The following is a 22,645-nucleotide window of genomic DNA, read 5'->3' on the forward strand; positions in this document are numbered from 1 at the left end:
ATTAGTCAAACTCCAGTTCCACCTGCTCCGAACCAATGAGGCCACGGAGATCGTTTAATAAACGATCGCTCGGAGAGACACGCCACGTCGCGCCAAAACGCAACCGCGCGCGTGCATCCGCCCTCTGATAGTAGAGATGTACTGGAATTGTCCCAGAGCGGTGGGGTTCCAGAGACTGACGGAGTCGGTTTAAAAGCTGGTCATCAATTTGCCTGTCCGTCAGCGAGATAGCAAGCCCGCGAGCATATTTTTCCCGGGCTTCGTCAATATCCATCACTTCGCGAGCGGTCATTTTAAGCCCACCGCTGAAGTCATCAAAGCTGACCTGTCCGCTGACGATAAGTATGCGGTCTTTTTCCAGCAATTGCTGGTATTTATCCAGGGCGTCAGTAAACAACATCACTTCCAGCCGCCCGGAACGGTCATCCAGCGTGCAGATACCGATACGATTGCCGCGCTTGGTGACCATAACCCGCGCAGCAACAACGAGCCCCGCAGCCGTGGTGACTTTACCACGTTCTGTCGGGTGCATGTCTTTCAGCCTTACGCCTCCGACATAACGCTCAATCTCTTTTAAATACTGGTTGATAGGGTGTCCCGTCAGGTACAGACCTAACGTTTCACGTTCCCCATCTAACACCACCTGCTCCGGCCACGGTTGGCAACTGGCGTAGGATTGTTCAATTTGTTCCGGCTCTTCTGCCAGCACGCCGAACATATCAGCCTGACCGATGGCTTCTGCTTTCGCGTGTTGATCAGCCGCCTTTAACGCATCGCCCAGCGAGTTCATCAGCGCCGCGCGGTGTGGCCCAAGACGGTCAAACGCCCCGGACATGATCAGTTTTTCCAGCACTCGCCGGTTTAACTTTTTGGTGTCTGTACGGGCGCAGAGATCAAACAGTTCACGGAAATAGCCGCCTTTATTACGGGCTTCGATGATCGCCTCAATCGGACCTTCACCTACCCCTTTGATCGCGCCAATACCATACACGATTTCGCCGTCGTCGTTGACGTGGAAATGGTAAAGACCGGAGTTTATATCTGGTGGCAGGATTTTCAGCCCCATCCGCCAGCACTCATCCACCAGGCCCACCACCTTCTCGGTGTTGTCCATATCGGCGGTCATTACTGCCGCCATAAACTCCGCTGGATAGTGCGCTTTCAGCCATAACGTTTGATATGAAACCAAAGCATAGGCCGCAGAGTGCGATTTGTTAAATCCGTAACCGGCGAATTTCTCCACCAGGTCGAAGATTTTCATCGCCAGTTCGGCGTTGATCCCGTTCTTTTCTGCGCCTTCAGCAAATACAGAACGCTGCTTGGCCATCTCTTCCGGCTTTTTCTTACCCATCGCACGACGCAGCATATCCGCGCCACCGAGGGTATAACCAGAAAGCACCTGGGCAATCTGCATGACCTGTTCCTGATACAGGATGATGCCGTAGGTTGGCTCCAGTACCGGTTTCAGGCTTTCATGCTGCCACTGCACATCCGGATAGGAGATCTCTTCGCGACCATGTTTACGGTCGATAAAGTTATCCACCATCCCTGATTGCAACGGGCCGGGGCGGAACAGTGCCACCAGTGCGATCATATCTTCGAAGCAGTCAGGTTGCAGACGCTTGATCAGGTCCTTCATGCCGCGCGATTCAAGCTGGAATACCGCCGTGGTTTCCGAGCGTTGCAGCATGTCGAAACTTTTCTTGTCATCCAGCGGGATCGCGGCGATATCCAGCGGCGGCTCGCCATTCTTCGCCCGCCGCTTGTTGATCATCTCCAGCGCCCAGTTGATGATGGTGAGCGTACGCAAACCAAGGAAGTCGAACTTCACCAGCCCGGCGTATTCAACGTCGCTTTTATCAAACTGGGTAACCGGATGTTTGCCCTCTTCATCGCAATAAAGCGGCGCAAAATCGGTAATTTTGGTCGGCGCGATAACCACCCCACCGGCGTGCTTACCAGCGTTACGGGTGACCCCTTCCAGTTTGCGCGCCATGTCGATCAGCGCCTTAACTTCTTCGTCCGCTTCGTAGATTTCCGGCAGTTGCGGCTCGGCTTCAAACGCTTTCGCCAGCGTCATCCCCGGATCGGGCGGGATCAGTTTCGAGATACGATCGACAAAGCCGTATGGATGCCCCAGCACGCGGCCTACGTCGCGGATCACCGCTTTTGCCGCCATTGTACCGAAGGTGATGATCTGCGATACCGCATCACGACCGTACATGTCTGCCACGTGTTCGATAACCTGATCGCGTTTCTCCATACAGAAGTCAACGTCAAAGTCAGGCATGGAGACACGTTCCGGGTTAAGGAAACGTTCGAACAGCAGGTCAAATTCCAGCGGATCGAGGTCGGTAATTTTCAGCGCGTAGGCCACCAGTGACCCTGCACCGGAACCACGGCCAGGCCCTACCGGTACGCCGTTATCCTTCGACCACTGGATAAATTCCATAACGATGAGGAAGTAACCCGGGAAGCCCATCTGGTTGATAACCTGAAGTTCAGTATCCAGACGCTCGTCATACTCCGGGCGACGCTTAAGACGTTCTTCCTCGTCAGGGAATAAAAACGCCAGACGCTCTTCCAGGCCTTCTTTTGCACGCTTGACCAGATAATCTTCGGTGCTCATGTCCCCGGTCGGGAACTGCGGCAGGAAGTATTCACCCAGACGCACAGTCACGTTACAGCGTTTGGCGATCTCAACAGTGTTGGCAAGGGCTTCGGGGATGTCGGCAAACAGCTCGCACATCTCCTCTTCGCTGCGCATATATTGCTGCGGCGAATAATTACGCGGGCGTTTGGGATCGTCGAGAGTAAAGCCGTCATGGATCGCGACGCGGATTTCGTGCGCGTCAAAGTCGCTGCTGTCGATAAAGCGCACGTCATTGGTCGCCACGACGGGCAAACCGCGCGCTTCCGCCAGCTCCACTGCCGCGTGCAGATAACTTTCTTCGTCCGGCCTGCCGGTGCGGATCAGCTCGAGAAAATAGCGATCCGGGAAGTGCTCTTCATAAAATGCAACGCACTCATCTACCAGCGCGCTGTTACCACGCAAAAGGCTGCGCCCGACGTCGCCCATGCGCCCGCCGGAAAGGAGGATCAGCCCTTCGTTTAATTCGATAAGCCAGTCGCGATCGATGATAGGCCCAGCGGCACCGTACCCGCGCTGATACGCTTTTGAGATCAGCAACGTCAGATTCTGATAGCCGGTATTGTTTGCCGCCAGCACCGTCAGGTGGGTTAACTCATCACCCAGCAGGTCGCACTGGACATTAAAATCTGCCCCGACGATAGGCTTAATCCCTGCGCCATGTCCCGCTCCGTAGAACTTCACCAGACCGCAAAGGTTGGTGAAATCGGTGATCGCCAGTGCTGGCATACCCAACGCCGCCGCCTTTTTTACCAGCGGCGCGGTTTTGGCCAGGCCATCGATCATCGAGTAGTCGCTGTGCACCCGCAGGTGTACGAAACGTGGTTCAGACATCTTCAGATTCCGGTTTACTTAATCTCGACACAAGAATCAGGACGCAAGTCCCAGTGCGCGTTTGACAGGCCCAAAGCTGCGACGATGATGTTCAGTCGCGCCATATTCAGCCAGTTTTTCCAGATGAAAAGCGGTTGGATACCCTTTGTGCTGGGCAAAACCATATTGCGGGAAAACAATATCCAGCGCCGCCATTTCAGCGTCGCGCGTCACTTTCGCCAGGATAGACGCAGCACTGATTTCCGGTACGCGGCTATCGCCTTTCACCACTGCCATCGAAGGCATCGGTAATTTTGGGCAGCGGTTACCATCAATCAACACATATTCCGGCGCAATATGCAGCCCCGCGACGGCGCGCTGCATCGCCAGCATGGTCGCGTGTAAAATATTCAGTTCGTCGATTTCGTGGGGTTCCGCGCGGCCCAGACTCCAGCTTAACGCTTTCTCTTTGATCTCTTCGCAGAGCGCCAGACGGCGTTTTTCGCTCAGCTTTTTGGAATCATTCAGCCCAGCAATCGGGCGCGCCGGGTCAAGGATCACCGCAGCGGTAACCACCGCGCCAACCAACGGCCCGCGTCCAACTTCATCCACACCCGCAACCAGCTGCGTGTGTGGATAAACAAATTCGATCATTGTGCTAACTCCAGAACGGCTTGTGCCGCCTGCTCATCGGCATTGCAGCGGATCTGCTGATGCAGTTCACGGAAGGTATCGTGCATCGCGTGGCTGGTTTTCCCGTTCGCCAACAGCGGTAACAGCGCCGCAGCCAGTTTTTGCGGCTCACACTCTTCCTGCAATAATTCTTTGACTAACTCTCTGCCCGCCAGCAAATTTGGCAGCGAGACATACTCGGTTTTCACCAGCCTCTTCGCCAGCCAGAAGGTAAAAGGCTTCATGCGATATCCCACCACCATCGGGCATTTCGCCAGCATGCACTCCAGGGCTGCCGTACCCGACGCCAGTAGCGCCGCATCACTGGCGACCATCGCCTCACGGCCCATCCCATCCAGCAGATGAACCGAAAGATCTGGCGCAACTTCCGCTTTGATACGCTCAAACTGCTCACGGCGTTTGGCATTCACCAGCGGCACCACGATCTCCAGATCGGGGTACGTCTGGCGCAAAAGCTGGGCCGTTTTCAGGAAATCGGCACTAAGCATCTCCACTTCCGCACCACGACTTCCCGGCAGCAACGCAAGACAGTGAGCATCGTGAGGGATCCCCAGCACATCACGGGCGGCATTTTTATCTGGATCTAACGGCATGGCATCAGCCATGGTGTGACCGATAAAACGGCACGGCACGTTGTATTTGTCATAAAACGCTTTTTCGAAAGGCAGAAATGCGAGCACCAGATCGGTGGCTCTGCCTATTTTGAAAACGCGTTTCTGTCGCCACGCCCAGACGGACGGACTGACGTAATGAATGGTTTTGATACCCTGCTTTTTAAGATTACCTTCGAGGGTAATATTGAAGTCAGGTGCATCAATGCCGACAAAAACATCTGGCTTCAGTTCGCCAAAACGCTTTGTCAGATCGGCACGAATATGCAGTAAGCGACGCAGACGCCCGAGCACTTCAACAATGCCCATCACCGCCAGCTCTTCCATTTCGTACCAGGCTTCGCAGCCTTCGGCCTGCATTCGTGGCCCGGCAACACCAACAAATCGGGCGTTGGGCACACGTTCTTTCAGAGCACGGATTAAACCGGCCCCCAGGATATCGCCGGAGGTTTCTCCGGCGACCAGGGCAATCGTTAATGGACGCTGTTCAGTCATTAACGAATCAGACCGCGCGTTGAGCGTGCAAAGAAATCGGTAAACGCTTTCACTTCCGGATATGTTTCCGCCAGTTCGGCAATTTCCGGTTTCACTTCATCGAGCGTTTTACCGCTGCGATAAATCAGCTTATACGCATTGCGGATAGCGGTAATCGCCTCACGGCTGAATCCGCGGCGCTTCAGCCCTTCGATGTTGACACCGAACGGCGTTGCGTGGTTACCCTGCGCAATGACATAAGGAGGGACGTCCTGCGCCACACCGGAACAGCCGCCAACCATCACGTGCGCACCAATGATGCAGAACTGATGGACTGCGGTCATGCCGCCGATGATCGCGAAGTCGTCTACCGATACATGACCCGCCAGCGTTGCGTTGTTGGCGAGGATGCAGCGGTTACCTACCGTACAATCGTGCGCAATGTGCGCGTTGATCATCAGTAAGTTGTCGCTGCCCACCTTCGTCAATCCACCGCCCTGGACTGTGCCACGATGAATGGTGACGCTTTCGCGAATGCGGTTACGATCGCCGATTTCCACACGGGTCGGTTCGCCAGCATATTTAAGATCCTGGTTGACTTCGCCGATGGAGGCGAACTGATAAATCTCATTGTCGCGGCCAATTTTAGTATGACCATTCACGACAACGTGAGATTTCAGTACGGTACCCTCACCAATTTCGACATGGGGTCCAACGATACAAAAAGGACCAATGTGAGCATTGGCGGCAATCGATGCGCCCTCTTCCACAATGGCGGTTGGATGCACAAAGGCGGATTTATCAATCACGTATCAGGCCTCCCGGCTACGAGCACACATCATCGTTGCTTCGCAAACTACTTTACCGTCGACCAGAGCAACCCCTTTAAAACGGGTCAGGCCGCGGCGCGTTTTTTCGAAAGTGACTTCCATGATCATTTGATCGCCTGGCACGACCGGGCGCTTGAAGCGCGCTTCGTCAATACCGGCGAAGTAGTACAGCTCGCCCGGTTCCAGTTTTCCTACGCTCTTAAACGCCAGAATACCTGTTGCCTGTGCCATTGCTTCAAGAATAAGCACACCCGGGAAAATCGGTTTTCCAGGAAAATGGCCCTGGAAGAATGGCTCATTGACAGAGACATTTTTTACTGCGCGCAGAAAACGACCTTCTTCAAAATCCAGCACGCGATCCACCAGTAAGAACGGGAAACGGTGCGGCAGAAGTTCTAAAATCTCTTCAATCTGCAGAGTATGAGTGTTAGTAGTCAAGATACTCTTCCTGTCAAAATATAAGAAACGACAATAATAACACGGCCTGCCGCAATCGTAAGAATGAGACAGGCCGTAAAGTTTGGCGAACAAAAGATGGAACGTTAGTCTTGTTGATTAACCTTGCGCTCAAGCGATTTTAAACGCTTGCTCATGTCATCAATGTTCATCACCAGTGCAGCGGTTTTGCGCCAGACTTTGTTGGGTTGCAGCGGAATGCCTGAGGAATAGACGCCTGGTTCAGTGATGGGACGCATCACCATACCCATGCCCGTAACCGTCACTTTGTCGCATATTTCCATATGCCCATTGATTACGCTGGCTCCGCCGATCATGCAGTAACGACCAATTTTCAGGCTTCCCGCCATAATGACGCCACCGGCAACCGCCGTATTGTCGCCAATCACGACGTTATGTGCAATCTGGCACTGGTTATCAATGATCACGCCATTGCCAATAACGGTGTCATCCAGCGCACCGCGATCGATAGTAGTACAGGCACCGATCTCCACGCGATCGCCAATAATTACGCGACCAATCTGTGGGATCTTCACCCAGTTACCCCGATCGTTGGCATAGCCAAAGCCGTCTGCGCCTACCACTGTTCCGGACTGGATCAGGCAATTCTGACCGATCTGGATCTCATGGTAAATGGTTACGTTCGCCCAGAGACGCGAACCTGCACCGATTTTGCTGTTTTTACCTACGAAGCAACCGGCACCGATAATCACGTTATCGCCCAGTTCAACGCCGGACTCAATCACCGCGTTAGCGCCAATCGATACGTTGTTACCCAGCTTCGCCGTCGCGTCAATCACTGCACTGGGTGCAATGTTCTGCGCAGGCTGCGGCGTGGTATCTAAAATTTGCGCCATGCGCGCGTAAGTCAGGTAGGGGTTCTTCACTACCAGCGCGGCACTTTTCGCGAAAGGAAGATCGTCCTGGGTCATGACAACCGCGGACGCCTGGCACAAGCCTAAATGCTCACGGTATTTTGGGTTAACCATGAACGTGATGTGACCTGTTTGTGCAGATTGCATGGACGCAACGCCGGTGATGACGATATCGCCATCACCGTGTAGTTCTGCATCCAACTGCTGCGCTAAATCAGCCAGTCGAATTGAAGGCATTACTTATTTAACCTGTTTCAGTACGTCAGCAGTGATGTCTTTTACATCGCTGCTGTTGTAAGCAACGGCGTTTGCATCAACAACCAGATCGATATCCTGGCTGTTGGCAACGGATTTCACAGCAGTCTGGATACGAGTAACCAGTTTGCCACGTTCTTCGTTGGAACGACGAGCGCGATCCTGCTCAAAAGCCTGCGCTTTCTGAGCAAAAGTCTGGCGCTGAGCCATCACGTCTTTTTCCAGTTTGGTACGATCGCTGCCCGCTTTCATGGACTGCAGCTTTTTCATTTTAGCCTGCAGATCGGTTTCCATACGCTGCAGTTCGCTGGCACGGCCTTTGAACTCATTTTCCAGCGTGTTAGAAACACCGGTTTTCTGCGCTACCTGCTGGAACAGGCTGCCCATATTGACGATTGCAATTTTGTCAGCCGCCTGAGCAGAAGTTGCCAGTGCTAAACCGAGACCTGCAGCTAATAACCACTTTTTCACAATAAACTCCTTACCATCCCATTTGCACCGGAGGGTGCAGTTCTTTGCGTGGCCCGGCGATCTTATATTGATCGCCTAAAGTCATCGCTACACTACCACTACATTCCTTTGTGGAGAACACTTACCAGGTTTTACCGATGTTAAACTGGAACTGTTCTGCCTTGTCTCCATCGTACTTTTTGAACGGCTGGGCGTAGGAGAACACCAACGGCCCCAATGGGGACATCCATTGTAATGCGATACCCGCAGACATACGGATATTGCTTGGATCACTATAGTCCGGATATCCAGAATATTGGCTGGAATCCCAGTTTGTATCCCAAACGGTACCCATATCCCAGAAGAAGGAAGTACGAACCGAGTTAGCATACTTGTCGCTAATGAACGGCGTCGGGGTGATGAACTCGAGGCTGGCAACCGCCATAGCGTTACCGCCTACAGCATCATCCGATTTACACAGGTCTTTCGCGCCGTCCTGAGTCGCACATTCGTAATCATAGTCCGGATCATAATTACTAGCCTGATGCGGGAAGTAAACTGCTTTCGGACCAATGGTATTGGACTGGAAGCCACGCACGGTGCTGGAACCACCGGCATAGAAGTTCTCGTAGAACGGCATCTCTTTGCCGCCTAAACCATCACCATAACCCCAGCGGGTACGACCCAGAACAACCCATTTGTGATCGTCATCGATCGGCACATAAGTCGCCGTGTCTAACGTCACTTTGTAGTATTCATTATCCGATCCCGGAATGGTCACTTTACCGGTCAGGTTGACACGTGAACCATCTGTCGGGAAGTAACCACGGTCAAGCTTGTTATAGGTCCAACCATAGTTGAACGTGAAGTCGTCCGTTTTGAAGCTGTTATCCTGATCAGAGGTACTCGGATGTTCACCCATAGAGTACAGATAACGCCACATCGCAACCTGAGGCTGCATGTTGGACAGGGAGTTATGTACATAACCCAGACCTGCACGCAGCGAGTTATATTCGTTAACCGGGAAGCCCAACGTCACGTCTGTACCATAACTCTTGTTGGTATAGTCGGACAGGTCGGCGTCATCTGCCTGGAAGTCATTATAGAAGAGACGACCACCGAGGCTTACGCCATCTACGGTGAAGTACGGGTTGGTTACCGACAGTTCAGCATAGGTCTGGTAATCGTTTTTGGTCCCGTTGATACCAACAGCATAACCCGTACCTAACCAGTTATCCTGTTGCACACCAGCCTGGAAGCTCACGCCACTTTCAGTACCGTAACCAATCCCGAAGTTGAAGCTACCGGTGTTACGTTCTTTCACCTTGTAGACTACATCAACCTGGTCCGGGCTACCCGGAACACGTTGGGTATCGGTATCGACAGTTTCAAAGAAGCCCAGACGATTCAGACGCTCCTTACCCTGATCGACCAGATCGCTCCCCAGCCATGCACCTTCCATCTGACGCATTTCGCGACGCAGGACGGCATCTTTCGAGGTATCGTTACCTTCAAAACGGATCTTACGCACATAGAAACGGTTACCCGCATCAACGTTCACACGTAATTTAACGGTTTTGTCAGCATCGTTAATTTCAGGCATCGACTGTACGCGCGGATAGGCATAACCGTAGCGACCAAGAAGCTTTTTAATGTCATCTTCCATTTTGGTCACTTTGGTGCCGTTATACAGCTCGCCCGGCTCGATCTTAGTCAACTGCTCAATTTCAGCGGAGTGCCCGGCAAGGTTACCGCTCACTTCAACGCCAGAAAGCTTGTACTGATCGCCTTCGGTGATGTTCACCGTGACGTAAATACCTTTTTTATCTGGCGTCAGACTGACCTGGGTAGAGTCGATGTTGAAACGGGCATAACCGCGATCCAGATAGTAACTGCGCAGGGTTTCAAGGTCGCCCGCCAGTTTCTGTTTCTGGTATTTACGATCGCCTACCACGTTCCACCACGGCACTTCGTCACGCAGTTGGAAATGAGAGATCAGTTCGTCGGTGGTGAAAGCATGGTTACCAACAATGTTAATTTGCTGGATTTCAGCTGACACACCTTCCTGGAACACCAGTTTTAGGTCAACACGGTTGCGCGGCAGCGGGGTCACGACAGCTTTAACGCTGGCGCTATATTTACCGACGCTGTAGTAGAAGTCTTCCAGACCTTTCTCGATATCGGCAATGGTGGTGCGATCGAGGGATTCGCCCACACGCACGCCAGAAGCCTCGAGGTTTTGCTTCAGCATGTCATCTTTCACCGATTTGTTACCGGAGAAAGTAATGCTGGCAATGGTCGGACGTTCTTTTACCTGAACCAGAAGGGTATCACCATCACGAAGGACGCGAACATCCTCGAAGTTGCCGGTAGCAAACAGAGCGCGAATGGTATTACTGATATCTTCATCATTAACCGTGTCGCCTGTGCGCACCGGCATACTGAGGAGGGCCGCACCAACGGCGACACGCTGAAGGCCTTCGAAATGAATATCTTTCACTACGAATCCTTCAGCACCGTATACGGTGGCGCTGCTAAACAGCAGCGACGCTATGAGCAACTTTTTCATCGCCATCGTTATTATGCGTTCTTCCTAACTAACTCTCATAACCGAGAGAAATCATTGAAAAGTGCAAGCCCCATTAACAGCACCAGCAAAATCGAGCCAATGCGATAACAAAAGTCTTGAACCCGCTCGGATACCGGTCCGCCCTTGATCTTTTCGATCGCAAGGAACAGCAGATGCCCCCCGTCAAGTACGGGCAACGGAAACAGGTTAATTATCCCTAAGTTCACGCTAATGAGCGCAAGAAACGGCAGGTAATAAACAACCCCGAGTTCCGCTGTCATCCCAGCCCCCTTGGCGATAGAGATCGGCCCACTGAGGTTGTTCAGTTTCACATCACCGGTGATCAATTTTCCCAGCATACTGACCGTCAGCTTCATCAGCTGCCACGTTTTGTCCGTGGCTTCGACGATAGCGTTGAACGGCCCATACTGGCGTACAACTTTATACTCATCTGGCAAAGGAATGACTTTCGGCTCAATACCGACAAAACCAATCGCTTTACCATTACCCGGTTTACTCTCCGGGATTAATGTCAAAGACAAGGGACTCCCCTGTCTTTCGATTTCTAACGCTAAGGATTTACCCGGGTTATCCCGGACAAGCATCACAAAGGTCACCCACTGCGTTAAGGGCTGACCATCGACTTTAACGATCCTGTCGCCTGCTTGCAAACCTGCCTTACTTGCGGCCGAGTTTGGCTGCACATTTTCCAGTACAGGTTCAATTTGCGGGCCACGAGGACGAATCCCCAGCGAAGATACCGGATCTTCTTTATCAGGCTCAAACGCCCAGTGACGTAAATCGAGCTTTACATCCCGTCGTTGGTCGCTGCCAAATGGCGCTACCGTAATGGTGGTGCTTTCATCGCCAATTTTATCGACCAACTGCAAACGCACGGCATCCCAATCAGGCGTTTCGATACCATCTACGGCTTTTAGTTCCGTACCTGGTGCAATTTGTGCTTCCGCAGCTATCGAATTGGCTGCTATTTCGCCAACCACCGGACGTACGCCAGGTACACCAATAATAAAAACCAGCCAGTAGGCAAAGATAGCAAAAATGAAGTTTGCAACCGGACCTGCGGCAATAATCGCCGCACGTTGGCCGACAGATTTATTATTGAAGGCATGGTGGCGGAGTTCCGGAACAACCGGTTCTGCGCGCTCATCCAGCATTTTGACATAACCGCCCAACGGGATCAGGGCGATGACATATTCGGTGCCTAGCTTATCAGTTCGGCGCCAGAGCGCCTTGCCAAAACCTATTGAGAAACGCTCAACGCGAACACCACAACGCCGGGCAACCCAGAAATGACCAAATTCATGCACGGTGATAAGTACACCCAGTGCAACGATGAACGAAGCCAAATCCCAGAGAAAACTCAGCATAATACCTTCCGTTAAAGCGTCCTGAATACCAGTAACAACAAGCAAGCAAAGACCGGTACCGCAGCCGTCAGACTATCAATACGATCTAAAATACCACCGTGTCCTGGAATTAAATGACCGCTGTCCTTAATTCCTGCTTCACGCTTAAACATACTCTCGGTCAGATCGCCGAGTACTGAGGCTAACGCTGCGACAATAGAGCAAATGAGTAAGGTGACGGGAGCGACGTCGAGATTCGCCCACATGCCATAACCCCATGAGATTACCGCTGCAGTCGCGAGTCCACCGATAAAGCCTTGCCAGGTTTTACCCGGAGAAACCTTCGGTGCCAGCTTATGTTTACCAAACAATTTGCCAAACATATATGCGCCAGAGTCAGCGCCCCATACCAGGATCATGACATAGAGCAGCCATATTGCGCCACTGTAATGATTCTCGTCGTAGTGCCAGGCCCGTAACGCCAGCATGCCCCAGAAGAAGGGAACAATGGTTAGCACGCCAAAAATAATGCGCAATGTTTTAGAGTTACGCCAGATTGCTGCGGAACCTGGGTAAAACAGCACCAGCAATAGCGCGACAATCCACCAACCCAGCGAAGCCCAAAGTGAGATTTCAACCAGCGGTTGATGAATATTTCGGTGATATTCCGGCAACAGAAAAAGCATCAGCGCCAACAATAACCCACATAACACCGCCAACCATACTCGCTGCGAGCGAGTGGTAAAACCGCTAAGCTGTCCCCATTCCCACGCTGCCAGCATGCAGACCACCAGCGTTACAATGGCGAACCCCACCGGCGGCAACAGAAACAATGCCGCGATGACGACGGGTATTAACACAAAAGCAGATATCAGGCGATACTTCAGCAAAAGCGACCCCCATCAGGCTGTTTCATCACCGGGCTCGGTGCCGCCGAAACGACGCTCTCGATTAGCAAAGGCATTTAACGCCCCTTCAAAGTCTTGTTCATCGAAATCGGGCCAGAGAACATCTGTAAAGTAAAGTTCGGCATAGGCAATTTGCCAAAGCAAAAAGTTACTAATGCGATGCTCCCCCCCAGTCCTAATTACTAAATCTACAGGGGCCAGTTCATGCATACAGACATGCTGGTTTAGCATCTCTTCATCTATCTGATCTGGTTGCAGGTTTCCTTGCTGCACCTTTTCAGCCAGTTGCCTGACTCCCTGGACTATATCCCAACGTCCACCGTAGTTCGCCGCAATATTCAGCGTTAGACCGGTATTTCCGGCTGTTAGCGCTTCCGATTTACGAATACGTTCTTGCAAACGCGAGTTAAAGCGACTGGTATCGCCAATAATACGCAGACGTACGTTATGTCGGTGCAGACTCTTTACTTCGCTATCAAGCGCCCACACAAACAGTTCCATTAACGCACTGACTTCCTGCGCTGGTCGGTTCCAGTTTTCACTACTAAAGGCATACAGAGTTAACGCCTCAATACCGTTGTTGGCCGCAAAAGAGACAGCCCGGCGGACGGATTTTGCCCCGGCTTTATGCCCAAAGGCACGAATCTTCCCTTGCTTTTTTGCCCAGCGACCATTGCCGTCCATAATGATCGCAACATGACGACAGCCATGCGCTGGCAATTTTTCGCTAAGTGGTTGAGTAGCAGACAACATCACGCGTTTCTTATTCCCTGACAGGGTTTACGGTACTCAGGAATACTGAAGCCTATACAAAAAAAAGCCGTGTAAAACCACGGCATACCTGACCTTATAAAGCCAACTACTTATGGTCAGATGGCGCAGACTATATCACTGAAGCCCTACGCTAACAAATAGCACGACTCTCTGTAGCCGGATTATCCTCAGCTTGCGAGACGCATCACCTCTTTTCTGGCGACTTCACGCGCGTTCGCATCAACAGATAACACATCGTCCACACATTGTGGTTCGCGCATATCCATTTTTTCCAGTACGGATAAATTCAACGCGGCGATATCCGTAAAGCGGATTTGTTGCGCAAGAAAAGCAGCAACGGTGATTTCGTTTGCGGCATTCAATGCTGTCGTCGCTGCCTGGCCTTGTTCGAACGCCTCCATCGCCAGTTTCAGGCATGGATAACGATCATAATCCGGTGCGGCAAATGTCAACGCACTGAGTTTGCAAAAATCGAGCGGCTTCACACCAGAGTTCACGCGATTCGGCCAGGCCATGGTGTGGGCAATTGGCGTACGCATATCCGGTTCACCCAACTGCGCCAGAACACTGCCGTCCTGATAACGCACCATTGAGTGAATCACTGACTGCGGATGAATCAGCACTTCCATCTGGCTGGCACTGGCGTTAAACAACCAACGCGCTTCAATGTATTCCAGACCTTTGTTCATCATGGTAGCCGAATCGACAGAAATTTTACGCCCCATCGACCAGTTCGGATGACGGCAGGCTTGATCCGGCGTCATTGTTGCCAAATCGCGCAATGGCGTCTCACGGAAAGGGCCACCAGACCCGGTAAGCAAAATGGACACCACGCCATTTTGCTCAAGGTCAGCGTATCCCAGATTATGCTGGATAGGTTGCGGTAAACTCTGAAAAATGGCGTTATGTTCGCTATCGACTGGTAACAATTGCGCTTTACTCTGCTTTACGGCGTCCATAAACAGACGTCCGCAAGTGACCAGTGATTCTTTATTGGCCAGCAAAATGGTTTTACCCGCGCGGATCGCAGCAAGCGTAGGCAACAGGCCAGCTGCGCCAACAATAGCTGCCATCACCTGATCAACATCTTCAAGTGCTGCCATATCACAAGCTGCCTGCTGACCACTTAAGACTTCGGTGCGGCTACCCTGTTGCTGTAGCATCGTTTTAAGAAGTTTCGCACTCGCTTCATCGTCCATTACGGCATAGCGGGGAGAGAATTCCAGGCACTGCTCTACCATGCGAGTGACATTTTTGCCTGCCACCAGCGCAACTACGCGGAAGTGTTCGGGATTATGGCGCACCACGTCCAGCGTGCTGCAACCAATCGAGCCGGTCGAGCCCAGAATGGTGAGTTGCTTCATGAAACATCCAGAGTTGAGACAGAATAAAAAGCAAAACGCCGCCAGCCGATCCGCAAGGATCTACTGAGCGGCGTTTTTGTCGTTCAAGAAATCAGAACTGCATCAGTTCTGCTTCTTTGTCTGCCAGCGCCGCTTCAATTTTCTTGATTGCAGCATCAGTCAGTTTCTGTACATCGTCCTGAGAACGGCGATCGTCGTCTTCGCTGATCTCTTTATCTTTCAACAGTGCTTTCACTTTGTCGTTCGCGTCACGACGCACGTTACGTACTGCAACACGCGCTTGTTCTGCTTCACCACGAACAATTTTGGTCAGATCTTTACGACGTTCTTCCGTCAGCGGCGGCAGCGGAACACGGATGTCGCTACCCGCAGAGTTCGGGTTCAGGCCAAGATCGGACGCCATAATCGCTTTTTCAACGGCCGGAGACATTGAACGATCAAACACGTTGATTTTCAGAGTACGGGAATCTTCTACCGTTACGCTTGCCAGCTGACGCAGCGGCGTCGGCGTGCCGTAATATTCCACGACAATGCCATCCAGCAGGCTGGGAGAAGCACGACCCGTGCGTATTTTGCTGATTTGGGTTTTGAACGCTTCTACGCATTTGTCCATGCGTACTTCAGCATCTTTTCTGATATCGCTAATCACGTTACGAATCCTTGAAAACTTGTCTCAGTCAGACCAGACAGTCACACACAGTGGAAGTGTGCTAAGTATAGCCCTGATTAAACATATTACGGGTAATCGTCTGGATTATTAGGCTATTTTATTTGCCATTTTGGCCCCGGGCAGTGCTCGCCATCCTCACGTACTTGTGTACGCTCCGGTTGCTGCGCGCTGGCCGTGACCAAACTGCCTGCAACAATAACGCCTTATAACCAGACTTACGCCCCCGCGATACTTACGCGGAATCTTACCCTTATTTATCCATCACGGGAATTATTCCGTGATTAAAGTCCCTTCTTTTTCACCCATTACCACACGGCGCAGCGCACCCGGTTTGTTCATGTTGAAAACACGAATCGGTAATTTATGGTCACGAGCCAGCGTGAAGGCCGCCAGGTCCATGACTTTCAGCTCTTTTTCCAGCACTTCGCTGTAAGTCAGTTGCTCGTACATGGTTGCGGTTGGATCTTTCGCCGGATCAGCGGTAAACACGCCGTCAACTTTGGTTGCTTTCAGCACCACATCAGCTTCAATTTCGATACCACGCAGGCAAGCTGCTGAGTCGGTGGTAAAGAACGGGTTACCTGTACCGGCGGAGAGGATCACCACACGGTTGTTGCGCAACAGGCTGATAGCTTCTGCCCAGCTGTAGCTGTCGCACACGCCATTCAATGGAATAGCGGACATCAGACGAGCGTTCACATAGGCGCGGTGCAGTGCATCACGCATTGCCAGGCCGTTCATTACGGTCGCCAGCATCCCCATGTGGTCGCCCACAACGCGGTTCATACCCGCTTTCGCCAGACCAGCGCCACGGAACAGGTTACCCCCACCAATCACCACACCAACCTGAATACCCAGTTCAACCAGTTCTTTGATTTCCTGAGCCATGCGATCCAGTATGCTTGCATCAATACCGAAGCCTTCCGTGCCCTGCAGAGCTTCGCCACTCAACTTAAGCAGAATGCGTTTATAGACGGGTTTTGCATTGGTAGCCATGTTTCTTTCCTGAGACTGTCAACGATTGAAATGAATTAATACCGGCGACATTGTACGTCGCTTTTCAGCGCAGCCCCATAAGGGTTAGCTGAATTTACAAGATGGGCGCAAAAAGAAGCCGCCCTCAGGCGGCTCCTTTTCGATAATTAAGACTGCTTGGACATCGCAGCAACTTCTGCTGCAAAGTCAGTCTCAACTTTCTCGATGCCTTCACCCACTTCGAAGCGGATGAAGCCAGTCACTTCAGCGTTATGCTCTTTCAGCAGCTGACCAACAGTTTTGCTTGGTTCCATAACGAACGGCTGACCGGTCAGAGAAACTTCGCCGGTGAATTTCTTCATGCGGCCTTCAACCATTTTCTCTGCGATTTCTTTCGGCTTACCAGACTGCATCGCGATATCCAGCTGTACCTGGTATTCTTTTTCTACCACTTCAGCGGATACATCTTCTGGTTTGATGAATTCTGGTTTGCTTGCAGCAACGTGCATAGCGATGTGTTTAACCAGCTCTTCGTCAGCGCCTTTAGCAGCAACCAGAACGCCGATACGCGCACCGTGCTGATAAGAACCCAGAACGTCGCCTTCCAGCGCAGCAACGCGGCGAATGTTGATGTTTTCACCAATTTTCGCTACCAGCGCAACACGTTCTTCTTCGAACTGTGCTTTCAGAACTTCAACGTCAGTGATTTTGCCAGCAACAGCTGCGTCCAGAACTTTGTCTGCGAACGCCTGGAAACCAGCGTCTTTTGCAACGAAGTCAGTCTGGCAGTTAACTTCCAGAATGATGCCGTAGTTGCCGTCGATTTTGGTTTTGATCACGCCGTCAGCAGCAACGTTGCCTGCTTTTTTCGCTGCTTTAATAGCACCGGACTTACGCATGTTTTCGATTGCCAGCTCGATGTCGCCGTTAGCTTCAGTCAGTGCTTTTTTGCAATCCATCATGCCTGCGCCAGTACGCTCACGCAGCTCTTTTACCAGGGATGCGGTAATTTCAGCCATTCTAAAATCCTCGGAGATGTGATCTGCCCGGCATTAAACCGCACAGATATAAAAGTGAAAAAGGGGGCCATATGCAGGCCCCCTAACCAAACGTGTACTACCTGGTCTATAAGGGCTCTCCCCCTTCATATTTCGCGCCGCAGATGCGTTGTCTTCGCTCGCTCATCCCGGTCACTTACTGATGTAAGTTCCCGGGAATTCTCGAGCTTGCCGCCTTTCTGCAACTCGAACTATTTTGGGGGAGTTATCAAGCCTTATTACTCAGCTTCTACGAAGCTTTCTTCCGCCTGGGAAGCCAGATCCTGAGAACGGCCTTCACGTACGGTTGCAGCAACAGCGCCCAGGTACAGGGTCACAGCACGGATTGCGTCGTCGTTACCCGGGATAACGAAGTCAACACCGTCCGGATCAGAGTTGGTATCAACGATAGCAAATACCGGAATACCCAGGTTGTTTGCTTCTTTGATAGCAATGTGTTCGTGGTCAGCATCGATTACAAACAGAGCGTCCGGCAGACCGCCCATGTCTTTGATACCGCCCAGGCTGTTTTCCAGTTTCTCCAGCTCACGAGTGCGCATCAGCGCTTCTTTCTTGGTCAGCTTGTCGAAAGTACCGTCCTGAGACTGAGTTTCCAGGTCTTTCAGACGTTTGATGGACTGACGAACGGTTTTCCAGTTAGTCAGCATACCGCCCAGCCAGCGATGGTTCACGAAGAACTGGTCGCAGCTCAGAGCAGCGTCTTTCACCGCTTCGCTTGCAGCGCGTTTAGTACCAACGAAAAGGATTTTACCTTTGCGAGAAGCAATCTTGTTCAGTTCAGCCAGAGCTTCGTTGAACATCGGTACAGTTTTCTCAAGGTTGATGATGTGAACTTTGTTACGCGCACCGAAGATGAACGGCTTCATTTTCGGGTTCCAGTAACGGGTCTGGTGACCGAAGTGAACACCAGCCTTGAGCATGTCGCGCATGGAAACAGTTGCCATGATTAAAACCTCTATATAAAAGTTGGGGTTATGCCTCCACGTATCCCATATTACCGACCCTAAAGGGCACCCCGGAATATGTGCCGATACGTGTGTGTTGTTACACAAAGTGAGATTGTCACTTCCGTCCAGTCTGTGTATACGAAATGGATCGGAAGTCCGGCGCGCTTTATACCACAAATACGTCGTGGACACCAATAATTGTTGGCGCTGTGTACAGCATCAGACGATGAATTTTCTATTATAGAAAACGTTCAGTGGCACGTTTGGCGAAATTCAGAATGATTCTCAATTTGCCCGGGTGTGATACCATTGACGACACTTACATATATATTGTCGGTATCACCGACGCTGATGGACAGAATTAATGGCTATCTCAATCAAGACCCCTGAAGATATCGAAAAAATGCGCGTCGCTGGCCGACTGGCTGCCGAAGTGCTGGAAATGATCGAACCGTATGTTAAACCGGGCGTCAGCACCGGCGAGCTGGATCGCATCTGTAATGATTACATTGTTAATGAACAACACGCGGTTTCTGCCTGCCTCGGCTATCACGGCTATCCGAAATCCGTGTGTATCTCTATTAATGAAGTGGTATGCCACGGTATCCCGGACGACGCCAAGCTGCTGAAAGATGGCGATATCGTTAACATCGACGTCACTGTAATCAAAGATGGTTTCCACGGCGATACCTCAAAAATGTTTATCGTCGGTAAGCCAACCATCATGGGCGAACGTCTGTGCCGCGTAACGCAAGAGAGCCTTTACCTGGCGCTGCGCATGGTAAAACCGGGCATTAATCTGCGCGAAATCGGTGCGGCGATTCAGAAATTTGTCGAAGCAGAAGGCTTCTCCGTCGTTCGTGAATATTGCGGACACGGTATTGGTCGCGGCTTCCACGAAGAACCGCAGGTGCTGCACTATGACTCCCGTGAAACCAACGTCGTGCTGAAACCGGGGATGACCTTCACCATCGAGCCAATGGTCAACGCGGGCAAAAAAGAGATCCGCACCATGAAAGATGGCTGGACGGTAAAAACCAAAGATCGCAGCTTGTCTGCACAATATGAGCATACTATTGTGGTGACCGATAACGGCTGCGAAATTCTGACGCTACGCAAGGATGACACCATCCCAGCGATAATCTCGCACGAAGAATAAGATGAAGCCGGCGAATGCCGGCTTTTTTAATACGATAATTTAATCTTATGGGTGGCGCACAATGAATACCCTTCCAGAACAGTATGCAAACACCGCTCTCCCCACCCTGCCCGGTCAACCGCAAAATCCATGCGCCTGGCCCCGTGATGAATTAACCGTTTGTGGGATAAAAGCCCATATTGATACCTTCCAGCGTTGGCTGGGTGATGCCTTTGACAATGGGAACTCCGCAGAACAATTGATTGAGGCACGCACCGAGTTTATCGACCAACTCCTGCAACGGTTATGGATTGAAGCGGGATTCAGCCAGATTGCCGACCGGGCATTGGTTGCCGTCGGTGGCTATGGCCGCGGTGAATTGCATCCACTTTCCGACATCGATTTACTGATCTTAAGCCGTAAGAAACTCCCGGACGATCAGGCACAGAAAGTTGGCGAGCTATTAACGCTGCTCTGGGATGTGAAGCTGGAAGTCGGTCATAGCGTACGCACGCTTGAGGAGTGCATACTGGAAGGGTTATCGGATTTAACCGTCGCCACCAATTTAATCGAATCCCGCTTGTTAATTGGCGATGTTGCGTTATTCCTCGAACTGCAAAAACATATTTTCAGCGAAGGATTCTGGCCTTCCGACAAATTCTACGCAGCGAAAGTTGAAGAACAGAACCAGCGCCATCAGCGTTACCACGGCACCAGCTACAACCTTGAGCCAGACATCAAAAGTAGCCCCGGCGGCTTGCGTGATATCCACACTCTGCAATGGGTTGCCCGCCGTCATTTTGGCGCGACTTCACTGGATGAAATGGTAGGGTTTGGCTTCTTAACCTCAGCGGAGCGGGCGGAATTAAACGAATGTCTGCATATATTGTGGCGTATTCGCTTTGCCCTGCATCTGGTCGTCAGCCGTTACGATAATCGCCTGCTGTTTGATCGCCAGCTTAGCGTCGCCCAGCGTCTGAATTACAGTGGCGAAGGTAACGAACCCGTCGAGCGGATGATGAAGGATTACTTCCGCGTTACGCGCCGCGTCAGCGAACTCAACCAGATGCTGCTGCAACTGTTCGATGAAGCCATCCTCGCCCTGCCCGCCGACGAAAAACCACGTCCAATCGACGATGAGTTTCAGCTACGCGGTACGCTAATCGACCTGCGCGATGAAACACTGTTTATGCGCCAGCCGGAAGCCATCTTGCGTATGTTCTACACCATGGTGCGCAACAGTGCGATCACCGGCATTTACTCCACCACGCTGCGCCAGTTGCGCCACGCCCGTCGCCATCTGCAACAACCACTGTGCAATATTCCGGAAGCGCGAAAACTGTTTTTGAGCATTCTACGCCACCCCGGAGCGGTGCGACGCGGACTATTGCCAATGCATCGCCATAGCGTGCTCGGCGCGTATATGCCGCAATGGTCGCATATCGTCGGGCAGATGCAGTTTGACCTGTTCCACGCCTACACGGTGGATGAACATACTATCCGCGTGATGTTGAAACTGGAGAGTTTTGCCAGTGAAGAAACGCGACAGCGCCATCCGTTGTGTGTGGACGTCTGGCCGCGCCTGCCGTCAACTGAGCTGATTTTCATCGCCGCGCTGTTTCACGATATCGCCAAAGGACGCGGCGGAGACCACTCCATTCTCGGTGCTCAGGATGTAGTGCATTTTGCCGAACTCCACGGGCTGAACTCACGCGAAACACAGCTGGTGGCCTGGCTGGTTCGCCAGCACTTGTTGATGTCGGTGACAGCTCAGCGCCGCGATATTCAGGACCCGGAAGTCATCAAGCAGTTTGCCGAAGAAGTTCAAACGGAAAATCGTCTGCGCTATCTGGTATGCCTGACAGTGGCTGACATTTGCGCCACCAACGAAACACTGTGGAATAGCTGGAAGCAAAGTCTGTTGCGCGAACTCTATTTTGCCACCGAAAAGCAGCTACGACGCGGAATGCAAAACACGCCGGATATGCGCGAACGGGTTCGCCATCACCAACTCCAGGCGCTGGCACTACTGCGCATGGATAACATCGACGAAGAGGCGCTGCACCAAATTTGGTCACGCTGTCGCGCTAACTATTTTGTCCGTCATAGCCCAAATCAACTGGCCTGGCACGCACGCCATTTATTACAGCATGATTTAAGCAAACCGCTGGTACTGCTTAGCCCGCAGGCTACGCGTGGAGGCACCGAGATTTTTATCTGGAGCCCGGACCGCCCCTATCTGTTTGCTGCCGTCTGTGCCGAATTAGACCGCCGCAATTTAAGTGTCCACGACGCACAAATTTTCACCACTCGTGACGGTATGGCGATGGATACCTTTATAGTGCTGGAACCCGATGGCAGCCCGCTGTCCGCCGATCGTCATGAGGTTATTCGGTTTGGTCTGGAGCAAGTACTGACACAAAGTAGCTGGCAGCCACCGCAGCCGCGTCGCCAGCCTGCCAAATTGCGCCATTTTACTGTTGAAACCGAAGTGACGTTTTTGCCGACCCATACCGACCGCAAATCGTTCCTCGAACTGATCGCCCTCGACCAACCTGGCTTGCTGGCGCGAGTCGGGAAAATTTTTGCCGATCTGGGAATTTCGCTTCATGGTGCCCGAATTACAACCATTGGCGAGCGAGTAGAAGATTTATTCATAATTGCCACCGCTGACCGGCGTGCGCTTAATAACGAGTTGCAGCAGGAAGTGCATCAGCGGTTGACAGAGGCCCTCAATCCAAACGATAAAGGGTGATGTGTTTACTGAT

General features: G+C 51.9%; 18 protein-coding genes. 2 read left to right on the forward strand and 16 right to left on the reverse strand.

The window, feature by feature from the left end:
* Window position 1: 1 nt before the first annotated feature.
* From dnaE to rpsB, 16 genes are all read right to left on the reverse strand, one after another.
* A complete protein-coding gene (gene dnaE, locus BEB42_RS22770; RefSeq protein WP_001294748.1) occupies window positions 2–3,484 on the reverse strand; it encodes a DNA polymerase III subunit alpha in 3,483 nt (1,160 codons plus the stop codon).
* 36 nt (window positions 3,485–3,520) lie between these two features.
* Window positions 3,521–4,117, reverse strand: a complete 597-nt coding sequence (gene rnhB / locus BEB42_RS22775; protein ID WP_000569424.1) for a ribonuclease HII — start codon at window positions 4,115–4,117, stop codon at window positions 3,521–3,523.
* Window positions 4,114–5,262 (reverse strand): lipid-A-disaccharide synthase, encoded by a 1,149-nt coding sequence (lpxB, locus tag BEB42_RS22780; protein WP_000139668.1) that lies wholly within the window; start codon window positions 5,260–5,262, stop codon window positions 4,114–4,116. Before lpxB ends, rnhB begins: the two co-directional genes overlap by 4 nt.
* Window positions 5,262–6,050: an acyl-ACP--UDP-N-acetylglucosamine O-acyltransferase gene (gene lpxA, locus BEB42_RS22785; protein WP_000565958.1), complete on the reverse strand. Its 789-nt coding sequence runs from the start codon at window positions 6,048–6,050 to the stop codon at window positions 5,262–5,264. The genes lpxB and lpxA overlap by 1 nt, the downstream gene beginning before the upstream one ends.
* A 3-nt stretch (window positions 6,051–6,053) precedes the next feature.
* Complete coding sequence (fabZ, locus tag BEB42_RS22790; RefSeq protein ID WP_000210739.1) at window positions 6,054–6,509, reverse strand: 3-hydroxyacyl-ACP dehydratase FabZ; 456 nt, start codon at window positions 6,507–6,509, stop codon at window positions 6,054–6,056.
* 104 nt (window positions 6,510–6,613) lie between these two features.
* On the reverse strand, window positions 6,614–7,639 hold the full coding sequence (gene lpxD / locus BEB42_RS22795; protein WP_001139282.1) for a UDP-3-O-(3-hydroxymyristoyl)glucosamine N-acyltransferase: 1,026 nt from the start codon (window positions 7,637–7,639) through the stop codon (window positions 6,614–6,616).
* Between the two features lie 3 nt (window positions 7,640–7,642).
* The gene (gene skp, locus BEB42_RS22800; protein ID WP_000758956.1) at window positions 7,643–8,128 is read right to left on the reverse strand and encodes a molecular chaperone Skp; all 486 of its coding nucleotides are present in this window, start codon (window positions 8,126–8,128) and stop codon (window positions 7,643–7,645) included.
* Window positions 8,129–8,249: 121 nt separating this feature from the next.
* Entirely contained in the window at window positions 8,250–10,682 is a 2,433-nt protein-coding gene (bamA, locus tag BEB42_RS22805; protein WP_105267571.1) for an outer membrane protein assembly factor BamA, read from the reverse strand.
* A gap of 29 nt (window positions 10,683–10,711) precedes the next feature.
* Window positions 10,712–12,064: a sigma E protease regulator RseP gene (gene rseP, locus BEB42_RS22810; protein ID WP_001295561.1), complete on the reverse strand. Its 1,353-nt coding sequence runs from the start codon at window positions 12,062–12,064 to the stop codon at window positions 10,712–10,714.
* 11 nt (window positions 12,065–12,075) lie between these two features.
* Window positions 12,076–12,933, reverse strand: a complete 858-nt coding sequence (gene cdsA / locus BEB42_RS22815) for a phosphatidate cytidylyltransferase (protein WP_000922437.1) — start codon at window positions 12,931–12,933, stop codon at window positions 12,076–12,078.
* A 12-nt stretch (window positions 12,934–12,945) separates the two neighbouring features.
* Complete coding sequence (gene ispU, locus BEB42_RS22820; RefSeq protein ID WP_001295562.1) at window positions 12,946–13,704, reverse strand: (2E,6E)-farnesyl-diphosphate-specific ditrans,polycis-undecaprenyl-diphosphate synthase; 759 nt, start codon at window positions 13,702–13,704, stop codon at window positions 12,946–12,948.
* A gap of 188 nt (window positions 13,705–13,892) precedes the next feature.
* The gene (gene ispC, locus BEB42_RS22825; protein ID WP_000811923.1) at window positions 13,893–15,089 is read right to left on the reverse strand and encodes a 1-deoxy-D-xylulose-5-phosphate reductoisomerase; all 1,197 of its coding nucleotides are present in this window, start codon (window positions 15,087–15,089) and stop codon (window positions 13,893–13,895) included.
* 91 nt (window positions 15,090–15,180) lie between these two features.
* The gene (frr, locus tag BEB42_RS22830) at window positions 15,181–15,738 is read right to left on the reverse strand and encodes a ribosome recycling factor (RefSeq protein WP_000622418.1); all 558 of its coding nucleotides are present in this window, start codon (window positions 15,736–15,738) and stop codon (window positions 15,181–15,183) included.
* Between the two features lie 291 nt (window positions 15,739–16,029).
* On the reverse strand, window positions 16,030–16,755 hold the full coding sequence (gene pyrH, locus BEB42_RS22835; protein ID WP_000224573.1) for a UMP kinase: 726 nt from the start codon (window positions 16,753–16,755) through the stop codon (window positions 16,030–16,032).
* A gap of 146 nt (window positions 16,756–16,901) precedes the next feature.
* Window positions 16,902–17,753 (reverse strand): translation elongation factor Ts, encoded by an 852-nt coding sequence (gene tsf / locus BEB42_RS22840; RefSeq protein ID WP_000818114.1) that lies wholly within the window; start codon window positions 17,751–17,753, stop codon window positions 16,902–16,904.
* A gap of 257 nt (window positions 17,754–18,010) precedes the next feature.
* Window positions 18,011–18,736: a 30S ribosomal protein S2 gene (gene rpsB / locus BEB42_RS22850; RefSeq protein ID WP_000246882.1), complete on the reverse strand. Its 726-nt coding sequence runs from the start codon at window positions 18,734–18,736 to the stop codon at window positions 18,011–18,013.
* A gap of 367 nt (window positions 18,737–19,103) precedes the next feature.
* Here rpsB and map point away from each other — a divergent pair, with 367 nt between their 5' ends.
* Together map and glnD are read left to right on the forward strand one after the other, a co-directional pair.
* Complete coding sequence (gene map / locus BEB42_RS22860; protein WP_001018200.1) at window positions 19,104–19,898, forward strand: type I methionyl aminopeptidase; 795 nt, start codon at window positions 19,104–19,106, stop codon at window positions 19,896–19,898.
* 61 nt (window positions 19,899–19,959) lie between these two features.
* Complete coding sequence (glnD, locus tag BEB42_RS22865) at window positions 19,960–22,632, forward strand: bifunctional uridylyltransferase/uridylyl-removing protein GlnD (RefSeq protein ID WP_105267572.1); 2,673 nt, start codon at window positions 19,960–19,962, stop codon at window positions 22,630–22,632.
* Window positions 22,633–22,645: the final 13 nt, after the last annotated feature.

The sequence above is a fragment of the Escherichia sp. MOD1-EC5990 genome (assembly GCF_002965285.1).
In the GTDB taxonomy this organism is placed as follows: Bacteria; Pseudomonadota; Gammaproteobacteria; order Enterobacterales; family Enterobacteriaceae; genus Escherichia; species Escherichia coli_F.